14 protein-coding genes are annotated in these 14268 nt (G+C 66.7%); 11 read left to right on the top strand and 3 right to left on the bottom strand.

Annotated elements, in window-relative coordinates; genetic code table 11:
• Nucleotides 1-30: 30 nt before the first annotated feature.
• On the top strand, nt 31-1296 hold the full coding sequence (locus tag ACSQ9I_RS10000; protein ID WP_436313072.1) for a glycosyltransferase family 2 protein: 1266 nt from the start codon (nt 31-33) through the stop codon (nt 1294-1296).
• Nucleotides 1297-1306: 10 nt separating this feature from the next.
• Here ACSQ9I_RS10000 and ACSQ9I_RS09995 read toward each other — a convergent pair whose 3' ends face one another.
• The gene (locus ACSQ9I_RS09995; RefSeq protein ID WP_436313071.1) at nt 1307-3808 is read right to left on the bottom strand and encodes a CHASE domain-containing protein; all 2502 of its coding nucleotides are present in this window, start codon (nt 3806-3808) and stop codon (nt 1307-1309) included.
• Between the two features lie 154 nt (nt 3809-3962).
• Here ACSQ9I_RS09995 and ACSQ9I_RS09990 point away from each other — a divergent pair, with 154 nt between their 5' ends.
• The 7 genes from ACSQ9I_RS09990 (at nt 3963) to ACSQ9I_RS09960 (ending at nt 9226) form a co-directional block, all read left to right on the top strand.
• Entirely contained in the window at nt 3963-4712 is a 750-nt protein-coding gene (locus ACSQ9I_RS09990) for a GntR family transcriptional regulator (RefSeq protein WP_093102671.1), read from the top strand.
• Nucleotides 4709-5500, top strand: coding sequence for a transporter substrate-binding domain-containing protein (locus ACSQ9I_RS09985; protein WP_436313070.1), 792 nt, complete (start codon nt 4709-4711; stop codon nt 5498-5500). Before ACSQ9I_RS09990 ends, ACSQ9I_RS09985 begins: the two co-directional genes overlap by 4 nt.
• Before the next feature lie 12 nt (nt 5501-5512).
• Nucleotides 5513-6175, top strand: coding sequence for an amino acid ABC transporter permease (locus ACSQ9I_RS09980; protein WP_093102243.1), 663 nt, complete (start codon nt 5513-5515; stop codon nt 6173-6175).
• Nucleotides 6176-6177: 2 nt separating this feature from the next.
• A complete protein-coding gene (locus tag ACSQ9I_RS09975; protein ID WP_214692326.1) occupies nt 6178-6831 on the top strand; it encodes an amino acid ABC transporter permease in 654 nt (217 codons plus the stop codon).
• Complete coding sequence (locus ACSQ9I_RS09970) at nt 6815-7582, top strand: amino acid ABC transporter ATP-binding protein (protein ID WP_436313069.1); 768 nt, start codon at nt 6815-6817, stop codon at nt 7580-7582. Before ACSQ9I_RS09975 ends, ACSQ9I_RS09970 begins: the two co-directional genes overlap by 17 nt.
• Before the next feature lie 109 nt (nt 7583-7691).
• Entirely contained in the window at nt 7692-8231 is a 540-nt protein-coding gene (locus tag ACSQ9I_RS09965; RefSeq protein WP_244503700.1) for a DUF1439 domain-containing protein, read from the top strand.
• Nucleotides 8228-9226: a glycerophosphodiester phosphodiesterase gene (locus ACSQ9I_RS09960; RefSeq protein ID WP_436313068.1), complete on the top strand. Its 999-nt coding sequence runs from the start codon at nt 8228-8230 to the stop codon at nt 9224-9226. Before ACSQ9I_RS09965 ends, ACSQ9I_RS09960 begins: the two co-directional genes overlap by 4 nt.
• Before the next feature lie 54 nt (nt 9227-9280).
• Here ACSQ9I_RS09960 and ACSQ9I_RS09955 read toward each other — a convergent pair whose 3' ends face one another.
• On the bottom strand, nt 9281-9754 hold the full coding sequence (locus tag ACSQ9I_RS09955) for a Cd(II)/Pb(II)-responsive transcriptional regulator (RefSeq protein WP_093102234.1): 474 nt from the start codon (nt 9752-9754) through the stop codon (nt 9281-9283).
• 55 nt (nt 9755-9809) lie between these two features.
• Between ACSQ9I_RS09955 and ACSQ9I_RS09950 the strand changes: the two genes are divergently transcribed.
• From ACSQ9I_RS09950 to ACSQ9I_RS09940, 3 genes are all read left to right on the top strand, one after another.
• A complete protein-coding gene (locus tag ACSQ9I_RS09950; RefSeq protein WP_436313067.1) occupies nt 9810-10457 on the top strand; it encodes a cation transporter in 648 nt (215 codons plus the stop codon).
• Nucleotides 10450-11469, top strand: a complete 1020-nt coding sequence (locus tag ACSQ9I_RS09945; RefSeq protein ID WP_436313066.1) for a P1 family peptidase — start codon at nt 10450-10452, stop codon at nt 11467-11469. The genes ACSQ9I_RS09950 and ACSQ9I_RS09945 overlap by 8 nt, the downstream gene beginning before the upstream one ends.
• Before the next feature lie 104 nt (nt 11470-11573).
• On the top strand, nt 11574-12935 hold the full coding sequence (locus ACSQ9I_RS09940) for a TAXI family TRAP transporter solute-binding subunit (protein WP_436313065.1): 1362 nt from the start codon (nt 11574-11576) through the stop codon (nt 12933-12935).
• On the opposite strand, the gene ACSQ9I_RS09935 is transcribed toward ACSQ9I_RS09940, so the two are convergent.
• Nucleotides 12932-14206, bottom strand: coding sequence for a PQQ-dependent sugar dehydrogenase (locus tag ACSQ9I_RS09935; protein ID WP_436313064.1), 1275 nt, complete (start codon nt 14204-14206; stop codon nt 12932-12934). The two genes, ACSQ9I_RS09940 and ACSQ9I_RS09935, sit on opposite strands and share 4 nt — an antisense overlap.
• Nucleotides 14207-14268: the final 62 nt, after the last annotated feature.

The raw sequence follows: 14268 nt of genomic DNA, 5'->3' as shown, positions 1-14268 counted from the left end.
CGGGACAACCAGGCCAAGCTGCTCGATGACTTGCCGCAAATCTACTCCGGACTGGAGCCGGCCATCAGCATCCTGATGCCGGCCTTCAACGAGCAGGCCAGCATCGCGGCGTCGGTGCGCTCCATGCTTCAGCTGACCTACTCGGAGTTCGAGGTGATCGTCATCAATGACGGTTCGAGCGATGCGACCCTGGAAATGCTGGTGCAGGAGTTTTCGCTCGTCCCGTTCCCCGAAAGCTATCGACTGCGCCTCCAGACCGCACCGATACGTGCGGTCTATCGTTCCCCGCGCTTTCGCAACCTGCGCGTGGTAGACAAGGAAAACGGCGGAAAGGCGGATGCGCTCAACGCAGGCATCAACGCCGCACGCTATCCGTTGTTCTGCGGCGTCGATGCCGACTCCGTGCTCGAGCGAGACAGCCTGCAGCGGGTGGTCAAACCATTCCTGCGTGATCCCCGGATGGTGGCGAGCGGGGGAACGGTGCGGATATTGAACGGTTGCGAAGTGCAAGACGGCGTCTTGACACGCGTCGCGTTGCCGCGCAGCTTCCTGGCACTCTGCCAAGTGGTGGAATACCTGCGCGCGTTCCTGTTCGGACGGCTCGGGTGGTCACAGTTGAACGCCATGCTGATCATCTCCGGCGCATTCGGGCTGTTTCGCACGAACACCGTGGTTGAAGTGGGTGGCTACCGAACGCGGACCATCGGCGAAGACATGGAACTGGTGGTGCGCATGCACCGCATCCTGCGCCAGCGCGGCCAGCCCTACCGGATGGAATTCGTCCCGGAGCCCGTTTGCTGGACCGAGGCCCCGGAAGACTTGGCCACCTTGCGAAACCAACGCATCCGATGGCAGCATGGCCTCTGCGAAAGCCTCACCAGCAACTGGGGCCTGATGTTCAGCTCGCGCGGCGGGGCACCCGGATGGCTTGCTTTTCCATTCATGGTCCTGTTTGAATGGCTGGGACCTTTGATCGAAGTCGCCGGCTGCGTCCTCCTGCTTTTTGCAGCCCTGCAGGGGCTGGTTTCTTGGGCCGCGTTCGGCGCATTCATGTTCCTGGCGCTGGGATTGGGCGTCCTGCTTTCAGCATCAGGCCTCTTGCTCGAGGAGATGTCTTTCCATCTGTACCCGAAGCTTCGGCAAGTGGCGCTGCTGGGCCTGATCGCTCTTCTGGAAAACTTCGGCTATCGTCAGCTCAACACGACCTGGAGATTCATTGGGCTGGTTCGATGGGCCGTGCGGCACAAGGCCCGCTGGGGAACGATGAAGCGCAAGGCCCACTGGAAGGATCAATGAGACCGGCCGCTCAGGGGCCGGAAACCCCAGGCAGGTCGAAGAAGAACTCCGTGCCGACACCCACGGTGCTGATGTAGTCGATACGCCCGCCGTGGGCCTCGACGATGCTCTTGCAGATGTTCAGGCCAAGACCGGTTCCCCCTTGTGCTCGACGGTCCGACCCATCGGCTTGAGCAAATCGATCGAAGATTCGCGGGCGGAACTCCGCCGGGATCCCGATACCCTGATCCGACACGCAGACACGGATTTGCCCGTCGACCATGGACATCCGAACGGATACCGGATGGTTGGGCTTGGAGAACTTGACCGCGTTGGAAATGAGGTTCACCAGGACTTGAACCATGCGGTCCGGGTCCACTTCGACGTACAGATTGTCGAGACGGCTTTCAAATTCGAGCGATACGTGGAACTGATCGGCATAGGCCCGCATGGCACCAACGGCCTGGTCGACGAGCGGCGCCAGCGCTTGCCTTGATTTCGCGTAGTGCATCAGCCCCGCCTGGATACGCTCGACATCGAGGACATCACTGATCAGGCGCATCAATCGCTCACAGCTCTTGTGTGCGACGGCGACAAGCTCTTGGACATCGGGCGGCAGCGGACCCGCCGTTTCCGAACCCAGCAGGCTGAGCGAACCGTAGATCGCCGTCAGCGGCGTACGCAGCTCATGCGAGACGGTCGAGATGAACTCGTGCTGCATCCGCTCGATCTTCTTTCGCTCCGAGATGTCCATGTAGGTCGTGACGAACCCGCCTCCAGGCATCGGTGCACTGCGCACTTCGAGCGGTTTGCCGTCGTGCCGCTCTCGCTCGAACAACATGCGCGTCGGATACTGCGCACGTTCGAGCATTCCAGCCACGATGTCCTCGACGGGTCCGGGGCCGTACTCGCCGCGCGCGGCGTTGTTGCGAACCACGTCCTCGAAGCGAACCGATCGCCCTGCAAAGAGTTCGTCCGGCAGATCGAGCAGCTCGCGAAACTGCTGATTGCTGGCGGCGAGATGCAGTTGGCCGTCAAACACGCTCAGGCCACAAGGCAGGTTCTCCATGATGCTTTTCAGCATCGCGTGATTGCGGCGCAGCTGCTCTTCAGCGTGTTTTCGGGTGGTGACGTCAAGGCCGATTTCCATGAATCCCGTCAAGCGACCCTGGGCGTCGTGGCGGGGCTGCACCTCCAGTTCGATGGCGTGGTGCGTCCCGTCCTTCGATCGATTGACGACTTCGACGCGACAGCTCGTCTGCGCCTCGGCAGCGCGATTCATGACGGCGTAAGTCTCGGGATCGGTCCTGCCGCTGCCCAGAAGCTGAAGCGGTGTTTGACCGCGCGCATCTTCGAACGTATAGCCATAGAAGCTCGCGAACGCGTCATTGACCCACTGGATCTTGCAATCCCGATCGGTGATCACCACCAAATTGGAGGTGTGCCGCACGACAGCCGCCAGTCGCTCCAGATCGGTCGTCATAGCTTGTGCCAGTGCGTAGGCACGTGCGCGTCCTGTGGCAAGCAACCACATGGTGAGCGCCAACAAAAGGCTCACTAGCACGCCGCCCACGCGCAATGACGTCGGAATCCAGCGATCCAGGTCGTGCTCGAAGGCGGGCGTGGTGTTCACGCGAAGGGTCAGCTGCCTGCCACCGATCGGCAGCCGCGCAGTCATTTCTTGCACGGCCTTGCGCGAAGTGCTTTCGTCGGCGTGCAGGGTGCTCCCCCCGGGAGTGCCAGCAAGAGATTTGCTGGCGAAGAGAAGATTGCCAGGCTCCGCATCTCCGTCGTACAACGAAAAGTCGATCTGCCGATCCGAGCCGCCCGCGCTGCCAGCGAGCAGGTCTTCGGCCACGATGGGGGAAAACAGCAACCCGAGCAGTTCGGCCTGACGCTGTTGCATGACGCCAGGATCCTTCCCGCTTCGATACACCGGCGTCATGTAGAGGAAGCCAGGGCGCTGTCTTTCGGATTGCAGGAAGATGCGACCGCTGAGCGTGGGGCTCCCCGTCGACACGGCACGCTCGATCGCTTGTCTGCGCGTGCTTTCGGACCCGATGTCGTACCCCAGAGCCGGTTGGCTGATCGCGACGGGTTCAAGGAATTTGATCACGTACAGATCGGGCGCATTGCCGACAGTCCGCACGGTGAAATGGGGAGCTTCGTCGCGTCGCTCGGCGGCGACGAAATCGGGCAAGTCGTCCCGGCTCACACGCTGAGCAAAGCCGAATCCACGGACACCAGGAAACTCCTCCTGCAGGTTGCGGGAGTTCACGTAGGCGCGAAAAGCGTTTCTGCTGACTGCCGGATTGACGGCAAAGACCCCGCGCGCTCCATTGAGTCCATGCACCGGCTGTCGGAACCGCCGCTCGATTTCTGCTTCAACGAGTTCCACCTGGCGCTCAAACTTTGCCCTGGTGGCTGCGTCGATGTTCTGCTGTTGCAAACGCGCCGCGGCAAAGGTCAAGAACAGCCCAAGCGCGAGCACCGCCCCGGTCAACAGCACTCGCACACGAAAAGGCCTGTTCACTCTGGACTCCACGACATCGACCGCATTCTGCCGGAGCGATGCACCCAAAACGGCCGTTTCCGACGGCCAGCCTGACCAAACCGGGGGCCAAGCACCCGATTTGGTGCACAGATCTTGCATACCAGTTGGCATGAAAACTGCTGATATGCAAGCCATGGCCATTTCCGCTCCCGAGATCAGTGCGCGCATCGTTGAAGCGGTGATGGCGCAGAAGCTCGCCCCCGGCTCGCGCCTGGGCGAGCAGCAACTCGCGATGCTGTTCGACTGCAGCCGCACCATCGTGCGGGAGGCGCTCACGCGGCTGGCGGCGCGCGGCATCGTGACCGTGAGCGCACGCCGCGGCTGGTTCGTGATCGAGCCCTCGCAGGCCGAGGCGCGCGAAGCCTTCGAGGCGCGCCGCGTGATCGAGTCGGGCCTGATCCGCAGCGCCGGCCCGATCGACAAGGAGGCCCTGCGCGCGCTCAAGGCACATCTGAAGCGCGAGAAGGCCGCCCTCAAGGACAGCGACATCGGCAACCGCAGCTACCTGCTGGGCGACTTCCACGTCTGCCTGGCCGAGTGTCTGGGCAATTCGCTTCTGGCCGACACGCTGCGCGACTTCACCGCGCGCACCACCTTGATCGCGATGCTCTACCAGTCCTCGCACGACGCGGCGCAGTCCTGCGAGGACCACGTGCGCATCGTCGCGGCGCTGGAGCGCGGCGACACCGCTGGCGCCGAGGCGCTGATGACCGAGCACATCGGCACGGTGCAGTCCGCGCTGCGCGTGCAGCACCCCACCGACCCGCTGGCCCAGTTGCGCGACGCGCTCGCACCGCTGCGCCACGCGCCTGCCGACGACAAGACCAAGGCACAGCTTTTGCGTGATCCCGATTCATCGACCTACCTAGGAGCCCTGTTATGAAATTTTCCAAACGCCAATTCGCGCTGGCCCTGGCATCGGCCGCGCTGCTCGCCTCCGGTGCCGCCCAGGCCCAGAGCGCGCTCGACAACGTGCTCAAGTCCAAGACCCTCAAGGTCGCGGTTCCCACCGACTACCCGCCCTACGGCTTCGTCGGCCCCGACATGGCGCCGCAGGGCCTGGATGTGGAGATGGCCAAGCTGATCGCCGCCAAGCTGGGCGTCAAGGTCGAGCTGGTGCCGGTCACCAGCGCCAACCGCATTCCCTATCTGCAGACCAAGAAGGCCGACCTCGTGATTTCCACGCTAGGCAAGAACGCCGAGCGCGAAAAGGTGATCGACTTCAGCGCCGCCTACGCGCCCTTCTTCCAGGCCGTGTACGCCGCCAAGAGCCTGAGCATCAAGAGCTTCGCCGACATGGGCGGCAAGTCGGTGGCCGTGACGCGCGGCGCCATGGAAGACCAGGAGCTCGCCAAGGTGGCGCCGGCCAACGTCGACTACAAGCGCTTCGAGGACAACAACGCGACCATCGCGGCCTTCGTCGCGGGCCAGACGCAAACCATCGCCACCAGCGCTGCGGTGGCCGGCAACATGATGCAGAAGAACCCGCAGCTCGGCGCCGAGTACAAGCTGCTGCTGAAAGACAGCCCCTGCTTCGTCGGCATCGCCAAGGGCGAGGACGCGCTGAAGGCCAAGATCAACGAGATCATCGCGGCCGCCAAGAAAGACGGCACGCTCGACGCCCTGTCGAAGAAGTACCTCGGCAAAGAAGCCGGCGATCTGCCGCTCTGACACAGCACTGCCATGGGCATCGAGTTCGACTTCGGGGCCGTGCTCGGCCAATGGCCGCTGCTCGTCAAGGGCATCGTGTGGACGCTGGGCCTCACGCTCGTCGCCACGCTCATCGGCATGGTGGTCGGCATCGCCTGCGCCTGGGCCCGCGCGAGCGGGCCGGCCTGGCTGCGCTGGATCGTGGGCAGCTACGTCGAGCTGATCCGCAACACGCCCTTCATCGTGCAGCTGTTCTTCATCTTCTTCGGCCTGCCGGCGGCGGGATTCAAGCTCTCGCCCGAAGTCGCCTCGGTCATCGCGATGGTGATGAACCTCGGCGCCTATGCGACCGAGATCATTCGCGCCGGCATCGAGGCCACGCCGCGCGGGCAGATCGAAGCGGCGGTCAGCCTCGCGCTCAACAAGGTGCAGGTGTTCACCCGCGTGGTGCTCCCGCCCGCGCTGAAGAAGGTATGGCCCGCGATGGTGAGCCAGATCATCATCGTGATGCTGGGCTCGGCCGTATGCAGCCAGATTTCCACCGAAGAGCTGAGCTATGCGGCCAATCTGATCCAGAGCCGCAACTTCCGCGCTTTCGAGGCCTTCATCATCGCGACGGCGATCTACCTGGCGCTCTCGGTGGGCGCGCGTCGGCTGCTCAACTGGGCGGGGCCGAAGTTCTTCTTCGGAAAGTAGCCATGGTCGAGTTCTCCCTCTGGGACATCCTGCGCAACCTGCTCTTGGCCTTGCGCTGGACCGTGGTGCTGTCGCTGATCGCCTTCGTCGGCGGTGGCTTCGTGGGCGCCGTGCTGCTCTTCGCGCGCCTGTCGGGCGGGCGCCTCGCCGAGCGGCTGATCGGTCTCTACGTGCAGCTGTTCCAGGGCACGCCGCTGCTGATGCAATTGTTCCTGGCCTACTTCGGCATCGCGCTCTTCGGCATCGAGGTGTCGGCCTGGACCGCCGCTGCGGTGGCGCTCACGCTCTACACCAGCGCCTTCCTCACCGAGATCTGGCGCGGCTGCGTGGCCTCCATTCCCAAGGGCCAATGGGAAGCCTCGGGCAGCCTCGCGCTGAGCTTCGGCGAGCAGATGCGCCACGTGATCCTGCCGCAGGCCACGCGCATCGCGGTCGCGCCTACGGTGGGCTTCCTGGTGCAGGTGATCAAGGGCACCGCCCTGGCCTCGGTGATCGGCTTCGTCGAACTCACCAAGGCCGGGAGCATGATCTCGAACGCAACCTTCAAGCCCTTCGTGGTGTTCAGCTGCGTCGCCCTGCTCTACTTCGTGCTGTGCTTCCCGGTGAGCCTGTACGCCAAGAACCTCGAAAGGAAGATCCATGGCGCTCGTCGCTGAAGCTCCTACCCTCGCGGCGCCCATCGTGCGCATCACCGCGCTGCGCAAGTCCTACGGCAGCAACGAGGTGCTGAAAGGCATCGACCTCGACGTCAAGCGCGGCGAGGTGATCGCCATCATCGGCAAGAGCGGCTCGGGCAAGAGCACGCTGCTGCGCTGCATCAACGGCCTTGAGGTGTTCCAGGACGGCTCGCTCACGGTGGACGGCAAGCCGCTGCTGCACGAGAGCGCGATGGCGATGCGCGAGCTGCGCCAGCACGTGGGCATGATCTTCCAGAGCTTCAACCTCTTTCCGCACCTGACGGTCGGCAAGAACGTGATGCTCGCGCCCACGCTGGTCAAGAAGCGCAGCGGCATGGAAGCCGCATCGCAGGCGCGCAAGCTGCTCGCGCGCGTCGGCCTGGCCGAGAAGTTCGACGCCATGCCCGACCAGCTCTCCGGCGGCCAGCAGCAGCGCGTGGCCATTGCGCGCGCGCTCGCGATGGAGCCGGCCGTGCTGCTGTGCGACGAGATCACTTCGGCGCTCGACCCCGAACTGGTGGGCGAGGTGCTGCGCGTGGTCGAATCGCTGGCCGACGAGGGCATGACCCTGCTCATGGTGACGCACGAGATGAGCTTCGCGCGCAAGGTCAGCGACCGCGTGATCTTCATGCACCAGGGGCGCGTGCACGAGATGGGGCCGCCGGCCGATCTGTTCGGCAATCCGCAGACGGCGGAATTGAAACAGTTCCTTTCCTCGCTGCACGACTAGAAGGGCCTGTTAACAGGCCCTAGGCCGGGCGCGGAGGGAACCCTCCCGCCTGTGGCAAGCTCCGAGCGGTATGCGCAACCGCTCTTCACTCATTTCCCGCCGCCTTCTCTTGCGCGCCCTGCTGGGTGCCGCCGCAGTGCCGGCGCCTTTCGCGGTGCTCGCCGGCTTCAACTTCTTCACCAGCGAGTACACCGCGAGCCGCGAGGAGTTGCAGGCCCAGATCGCAAAGCGCTTTCCGGTGCAGCAGCGCTATGCCGAGATCTTCACCGTCGGCCTGCGCGACCCGCAGCTGGGCCTCGATGCGAGTGCCAATCGCGCGGCGATCACTGCCGTGCTCTCCATTGCAAGCCCGCTGTTGCGCCCGTCCACCGTCGAAGGCGTGGTTTCGGTCAGCAGTGCGCTCAAGTACGACGCACCGACGCGTGCGCTGCGGCTCGACCAGCCCAAGGCCGAACGGCTCGAACTGCAGGGCGTGACCGGGCGCGACGCCGAACGCCTGCAGCAGATCGGCGCGCTGGTCGCGCAGGAGCTGCTGCATGGCCAGCCACTGCGCACCTTCACCGCCGAGGAGCTGACCGTGGGCCGCAAGACCTACGAGATCGGTGACATCACCGTGCAACAGGACGGCATCAAGGTAGAACTCAAATGAAGTTCACCCCTCGCCTCGCGCCTTGGCTGATCGCGGCCTCGCTGCTCACGGCCTGCGTTTCGCCAGGCCCCGGCGCGAAGCGCGCCTTCGACCTGCAAGCCCATCGCGGCGGCCGCGCCCTCGCACCCGAGAACACGCTGGCCGCCTTCTCGAACGCGATGGACCTGGGCGTCGACACGCTCGAACTCGATATCGGGCTCACGGCCGACGGCGTGGTGGTGATCTCGCACGACACCGTGCTCAATCCGGACCACACGCGCGACGCGAGCGGCGCCTTTCTCACGGCCAAGGGGCCCGCGATCCGTTCGCTGGCGCTGTCGCAACTGCAGGCCTACGACGTCGGCCGCATCGATCCCGCGAGCAGCTACGGCAAGCAGTTTGCGAAGCAGCTGGCGAGCGACGGCGAACGCATCCCGACGCTGGCTGCGCTGTTCGAGCGCGTGCGCGAGCGCGAGCGCGGCGCGACGCAGCTCCGCTTCAACATCGAGACCAAGCTGGACCCGACCCGCCCGGACGAAACCGCGCCGTCCGATGAGATGGTGCGCGCCCTGCTCGCCGAGATCGACAAATACGGCCTGGCGCCGCGCGTGACCGTGCAGAGCTTCGACTGGCGCACGCTCGCGCTGGTCGGCCAGTGGGCGCCGCAGATGCGGCGCGCCTACCTCACGAGCGGCCGCACGTTGAAGGACAGCCGCTGGACCTCGAGCCTGCGGCTCGAGGACTTCGGCTCGGCGCCGCGCCTGGTGAAGGCCGCCGCGGGCGAGAGCAAGGGCGCAGTGATCTGGTCGCCGTCCTTCAACGATCTCACGGCCGCGCAGGTGAAGGAAGCGCAATCGCTGGGCTTCCAGGTCGTGCCCTGGACCGTCAACCAGCGCGCCGACATGGCGAAGCTGATGGACTGGCAGGTCGATGGCCTCATCACCGACGATCCCGCGGTGCTGCGCGATGTGATGCGCGAACGCGGTCTGGCGCTGCCGCGCGGGCTCGCCCGCTGAGCCAGGGCCTGTTAGCGCTATTTGTGGGGTCGCGCAAATAGCGCTAACAGGCCCTCACACGTGGCGCGCAGGCCGCGTGCGCTGCGCGCCCGCCAGCGGCTGCCGATCGGCCCGCGCATGCAGCGCTTCGATGATGTGGCATTGCGCATCGGTGCCGTCGCAGCAATCGCGCAGCGCGATCAGGTCCTTCTCGAGCGAACGCAGTTCGCGCAGGCGCTCGCGCACATGGCCCAGATGCGCATCGAGCGCGACGCAGGCGGCGGCGCAGTCGGCCTTGCTGCGCAGGTCGAGCCCGAGCAGGGTGCGCACCTCGTCGAGCGACATGTCCATGGCGCGGCACAGGCGGATGAAGCGCAGCCGGTGCACGTCGGCATCGGTGTAGAGCCGGTAGCTGTTGTCGCCGCGGGCCTGCGGCGCGATCAGCCCTTCCTTCTCGTAATAGCGGATGTTGGTGGCGCTCACGCCGCTCTGCGCGGCGGCATCGCCGATGCGGTAACCCTGCACGGTGGGCGGGTTTGCGACTGCCATGGCTTGACCTTCCAGTGACTTCAACCTTTCCAATGGTGCCATCACTGGAGAAACCATGTCTGCGAACTGCTGCGATCACGATCACGACCACGAACATCTTTCGGCCTCCGACACGCCGCGCTACCGGCGCGTGCTGTGGGTGGCGCTGGCACTCAACGTGCTCATGTTCGCCGTGGAGATCGGTGCCGGCTTTCGTTCGGGCTCGGTCTCTCTGCTGGCCGATGCGATCGACTTCTTCGGCGATGCCGCCAACTACGGCGTGACCCTGGCCGTGCTGTCGGCGGGCCTCACGTGGCGCGCGCGCGCCGCAGTGCTCAAGGGCGTCAGCATGCTGGGCTTCGGCGTCTTCGTGGCCGCCAAGGCGCTGTGGTCGGCCACGCAGGGCGTGCCGCCCGAGGCGCTGACCATGGGCCTGGTCGGCGCGCTGGCGCTGGGCGTCAACGTGCTGGTCGCGCTGCTGCTCTACGCCTTCCGCGAAGGCGACGCCAACATGCGCAGCGTGTGGCTGTGCTCGCGCAACGACGCGATCGGCAATGTGGCCGTGATGCTCGCGGCGCTGGGCGTGTTCGGCACCGGCAGCGCCTGGCCCGACCTCGCGGTGGCCGCCGCGATGGCGGCGCTCGCGATCAGCGGCGGCTGGTCGGTGCTGCGGCAGGCACGCGGCGAACTGCGCCGCGGTCCCATAATCGCCGGCGATGTCTGATGAACATGCCTCCTCCCCGGCCCCGCATGCGGGCGCCATCACCGATGTCTCCGGCATCGAAGTCGGCCACTTCAGCGATACGCGCCGCCCCACCGGCTGCACCGTGATCCTCGCGCGCGAAGGCGCGGTCGCCGGCGTGGACGTGCGCGGCGCCGCGCCCGGCACGCGCGAGACCGACCTGCTCGCGCCGGGCAACTTCGTCCAGCAGGTGCATGCCGTGATGCTCGCGGGCGGCAGCGCCTGGGGCTTGGCGGCGGCCGATGGCGCGATGCAGTGGCTGGAAGAGCATGGCATCGGTTTCGACGTCCGCTTCGGCAGGTTGCCGATCGTGCCGGCCGCCGTGCTCTTCGACCTGCCGGTCGGCGATGCGCGCATCCGGCCCGATGCCGCCACCGGCTATGCGGCCTGCGCGGCCGCATCGACGGCCGCTCCGGCCGAAGGCAATGTGGGCGCCGGCAGCGGCGCGCTGGTGGGCAAGCTGTTCGGCGTGCACCGCGCGATGAAGGGCGGCATCGGCACCGCCTCGATCACCGTCAACGGCGTGACAGTCGGCGCGCTGATCGCCTGCAATGCGCTCGGCGACGTGCTGGATCCCGACACGGCCCAGGTGGTGGCCGGCGCACGCACCGAAGATGGCCGCGCACTGCTGGACACGCGCCGCGCACTGCTGCGCGGCGACCTCCCCCAGCCGCTCTTGGCCGGAACCAACACCACGCTGGGCGTGATCGCGACCGACGCCGTGCTCAGCAAGGTGCAGGCCAACCGGCTCGCGGCCGTCGCCCACGACGGCCTGGCGCGCGCGATCAACCCGGTTCACACCATGAGCGACGGCGACACCCTGTTCGCGCTCGCCACCGGCCGCGTGCCGCGCGAAGGCGATGCGCCCGGAATGACGGTGCTGGGCACTATGGCCGCAGAGGTCGTGGCGCGGGCCACGCTGCGGGCGGTGCGGGCGGCGCGCACGGTGCGGATCGGGGAGAGCTACTTTCCTTGCGCTGCGGACCTGGGGTGAAGGGGCCGCTCGCACGCGCTTTGTAACCGCAGCGCTGTCCAAAGCCACTCAAAATGCCCGCTGCCGCGCCCGCGGCGACCCCGAGCACCGTTTCATCCCACCGCATGCCTCGCACCATCCGCCTCGTCCTGCTCTCCATCCGCGACCTCATCGCCTCGGCCGGCCCCGTGGTCTTCCTCGTCATCGGGCTGCTGATCGCCGCCTATTGGTGGCTGGAGCCGCAGCCGCCGAAGCAGGTGAGGCTCGCGACCGGCCCGGCCGGCAGCGCATACGCCGAGTTCGGCAAGCGCTACGCCACGGCGCTCAAGGCCAACGGCATCGAGGTCGAGCTCAAGCCGACCGACGGCTCGCAGGACAACCTGCAGCTGCTGCGCAGCGGCGGCGCCGACGTGGGCTTCGTGCGCGGCGGCAGCGCCGACCCGGTGGCCGACGAGGAAGCGGGGCTCAGCTCGCTCGGCAGCCTGTTCTACGAGCCGCTGTGGTTCTTCTACCGCAGCGACGCGGCGCGCGCGGTCGACCGCAAGACCGGCCGGCTGACTTCGATCGCGCAGTTCCAGAAGCTGCGAGTCAACGTCGACAAGCCAGGCAGCGGCGTGCCGGAGATCATGGAACGGATGTTCCGTGCCAATCACATGGATCCGGAGAAGCTGCAGCTGTCGAACCTCGAGCAGTCGCCCGCCACCGAAGCGCTGCAGGCCGGCCTGCTCGACGTGATCGTGCTGGCCTCGGCGCCGCAGTCGCCGCTGGTGCAGCGGCTGCTGCGCGCACCGGACATCCAATTGATGGAGTTCGGCCAGAGCGATGCCTATTCGCGGCGCTTCGCCTTCCTGCAGGACGTGACGCTGCCGCGCGGCGTTGTCGATCTCGCGGTCGACCTGCCGTCACAGGACCTGTCGATGCTGGCTGCCACCACTTCGCTGTTGGCACGCGAGAAAACCCATCCCGCCCTGCGCCAGCTGTTCGCGCAGAGCGCGCAAACGCTGCACAGCGGCGCCGGCTGGTTCAACCGCGCGCGCGATTTCCCGAACACCCGCACCAGCGAGCTGCCGGTCAGCCCCGAGGGCGACCGCGCCATCAACGGCACGCCGCCCTTCTGGCAGCGTTATCTGCCCTTCTGGGCCAGCAACCTGGTGGAGCGCATGTGGCTGGTACTCGGCGGCCTGCTGGTGCTGATGCTGCCGCTCAGCCGCGTGGTGCCGCCCCTCTATCAGTTCCGCGTGCGCCGGCGCGTGTTCCGCTGGTATGCGCGCCTGCGCGAGGTCGAGAACAAGCTCGAAGGCGGAACCGGCGAGCGCGAGGCGCTCATCAAGGAATTGGACGACCTCGATCGCGTGGTCAACAAGGTGGCCGTGCCGCTCTCCTACGCCGAAGAGCTCTACGCGCTGCGCAACAACATCTATGCGGTGCGCAAGCGGGTGCTGGCGCGCATGCCGGCCGTTGTTGTGCCCCAGACTGCAAAAGCCTAGCGCTGCAGCCGCAGCAGCTTGCCGTTGGCGCTGTCGGTCAGCAGGTAGATCCAGCCGTCCGGCCCCTGCCGGACATCGCGAATGCGCTCGCCGCGATCGGCCAGAAGACGTTCACGCCCGGTCACGGTGTTGCCGTTGAGCGTGAGCCGCCACAGCGCCGTGCCCGCCAGCGCGCCGACGAACAGGCTGTCCTTCCAGTCGGGCAGCGCATCGCCGGTGTAGAAGGCCATGCCGCTGGGCGCGATCGAGGACTTCGCCGTGCCCGGCGTCCACGCCGAGCCGTCGATCTTCTCCCAGTAGGTCAGCGGCTGCTCCATGCCGGCCTTGGCCGTGCCGTCGCCGACCTGCGTGAGGGTGCCGTATTCCTGCCCGTAGCTGATGACGGGCCAGCCGTAGTTCCTGCCGGGCAGCGAGAGATTGACTTCGTCGCCGCCCTGCGGCCCGTGCTCGTTGACCCACAGATCGCCGGTCGCCGGATGCAGCGCGGCACCCTGCACATTGCGATGGCCGTAGCTCCAGATATGCGGCTGCGCGCCGGCCACGCCGAAGTCGGGATTGCCCGGCGCCGGCACGCCATCGGTGGTGATGCGCATCACCTTGCCGTGGCCGCGCGTCAGGTCCTGGGCGAAGCCGCGCTGGTCGGTGTTCATGCGCTCGCCCAGGGTCACGAAGAGGTAGCCGTTGCGATCGAACACCAGGCGCGAGCCGAAGTGCGCATTGCTCTGCGCTCTGGGCAACTGCCGATAGATGACGACGAAATTGCTCAGGCTGCGGCCGGCGACGTCGAGTTCGGCGCGCGCCACCGCGGTGCTGTTGAGGCTGGCGTTGCCCGTATCGCGTTCCGAGTAGCTGAAGTAGATGCGGCGGTTGCTCGCGAAAGCCGGATCGACCACCACATCGAGCAAGCCGCCCTGCCCGACCGCCTCCACCACCGGAACGCCGCTGACCTGATCGGCCCCGCCATTGACCGGCGTCCCGTCGCCATTGCGCAGCCGCATCTGCCCGCCGCGCTGCGTCACGAGCAGCTTGCCGTCGGGCAGGAAGGCCAGGCCCCAGGGGCTGTTGAGGCCGGAGGCCAGCTCCGTCACCTTGACCACCATCGGCGAGGCCGGCGGTGCCGGCGGCGGCGGATTGGCCGCCGGGGGCGGTGCGGGTGCCGCCGTCCCGTTCACCCCGAAGGCGCTGATGGAGACGCTGCCCCCGCCACCCCCGCCCCCGCATCCCGCGAGAAGCACCATCGACGCCGCCACACACCGAATCGCCGCAGCCATGTCCGCTCCTAACGGCGCCCCGGGCGCCCATCTGGAAGCGGAAGTTTGCCTCGCTTGCGGCG

Origin of the sequence: Variovorax sp. LjRoot84 (assembly GCF_964254305.1) — a bacterium.
Classification (GTDB): Bacteria; Pseudomonadota; Gammaproteobacteria; order Burkholderiales; family Burkholderiaceae_C; genus Variovorax.
Note: the sequence above shows the minus strand (reverse complement) of the source record. Positions and strands in the feature narration are given on the sequence as shown.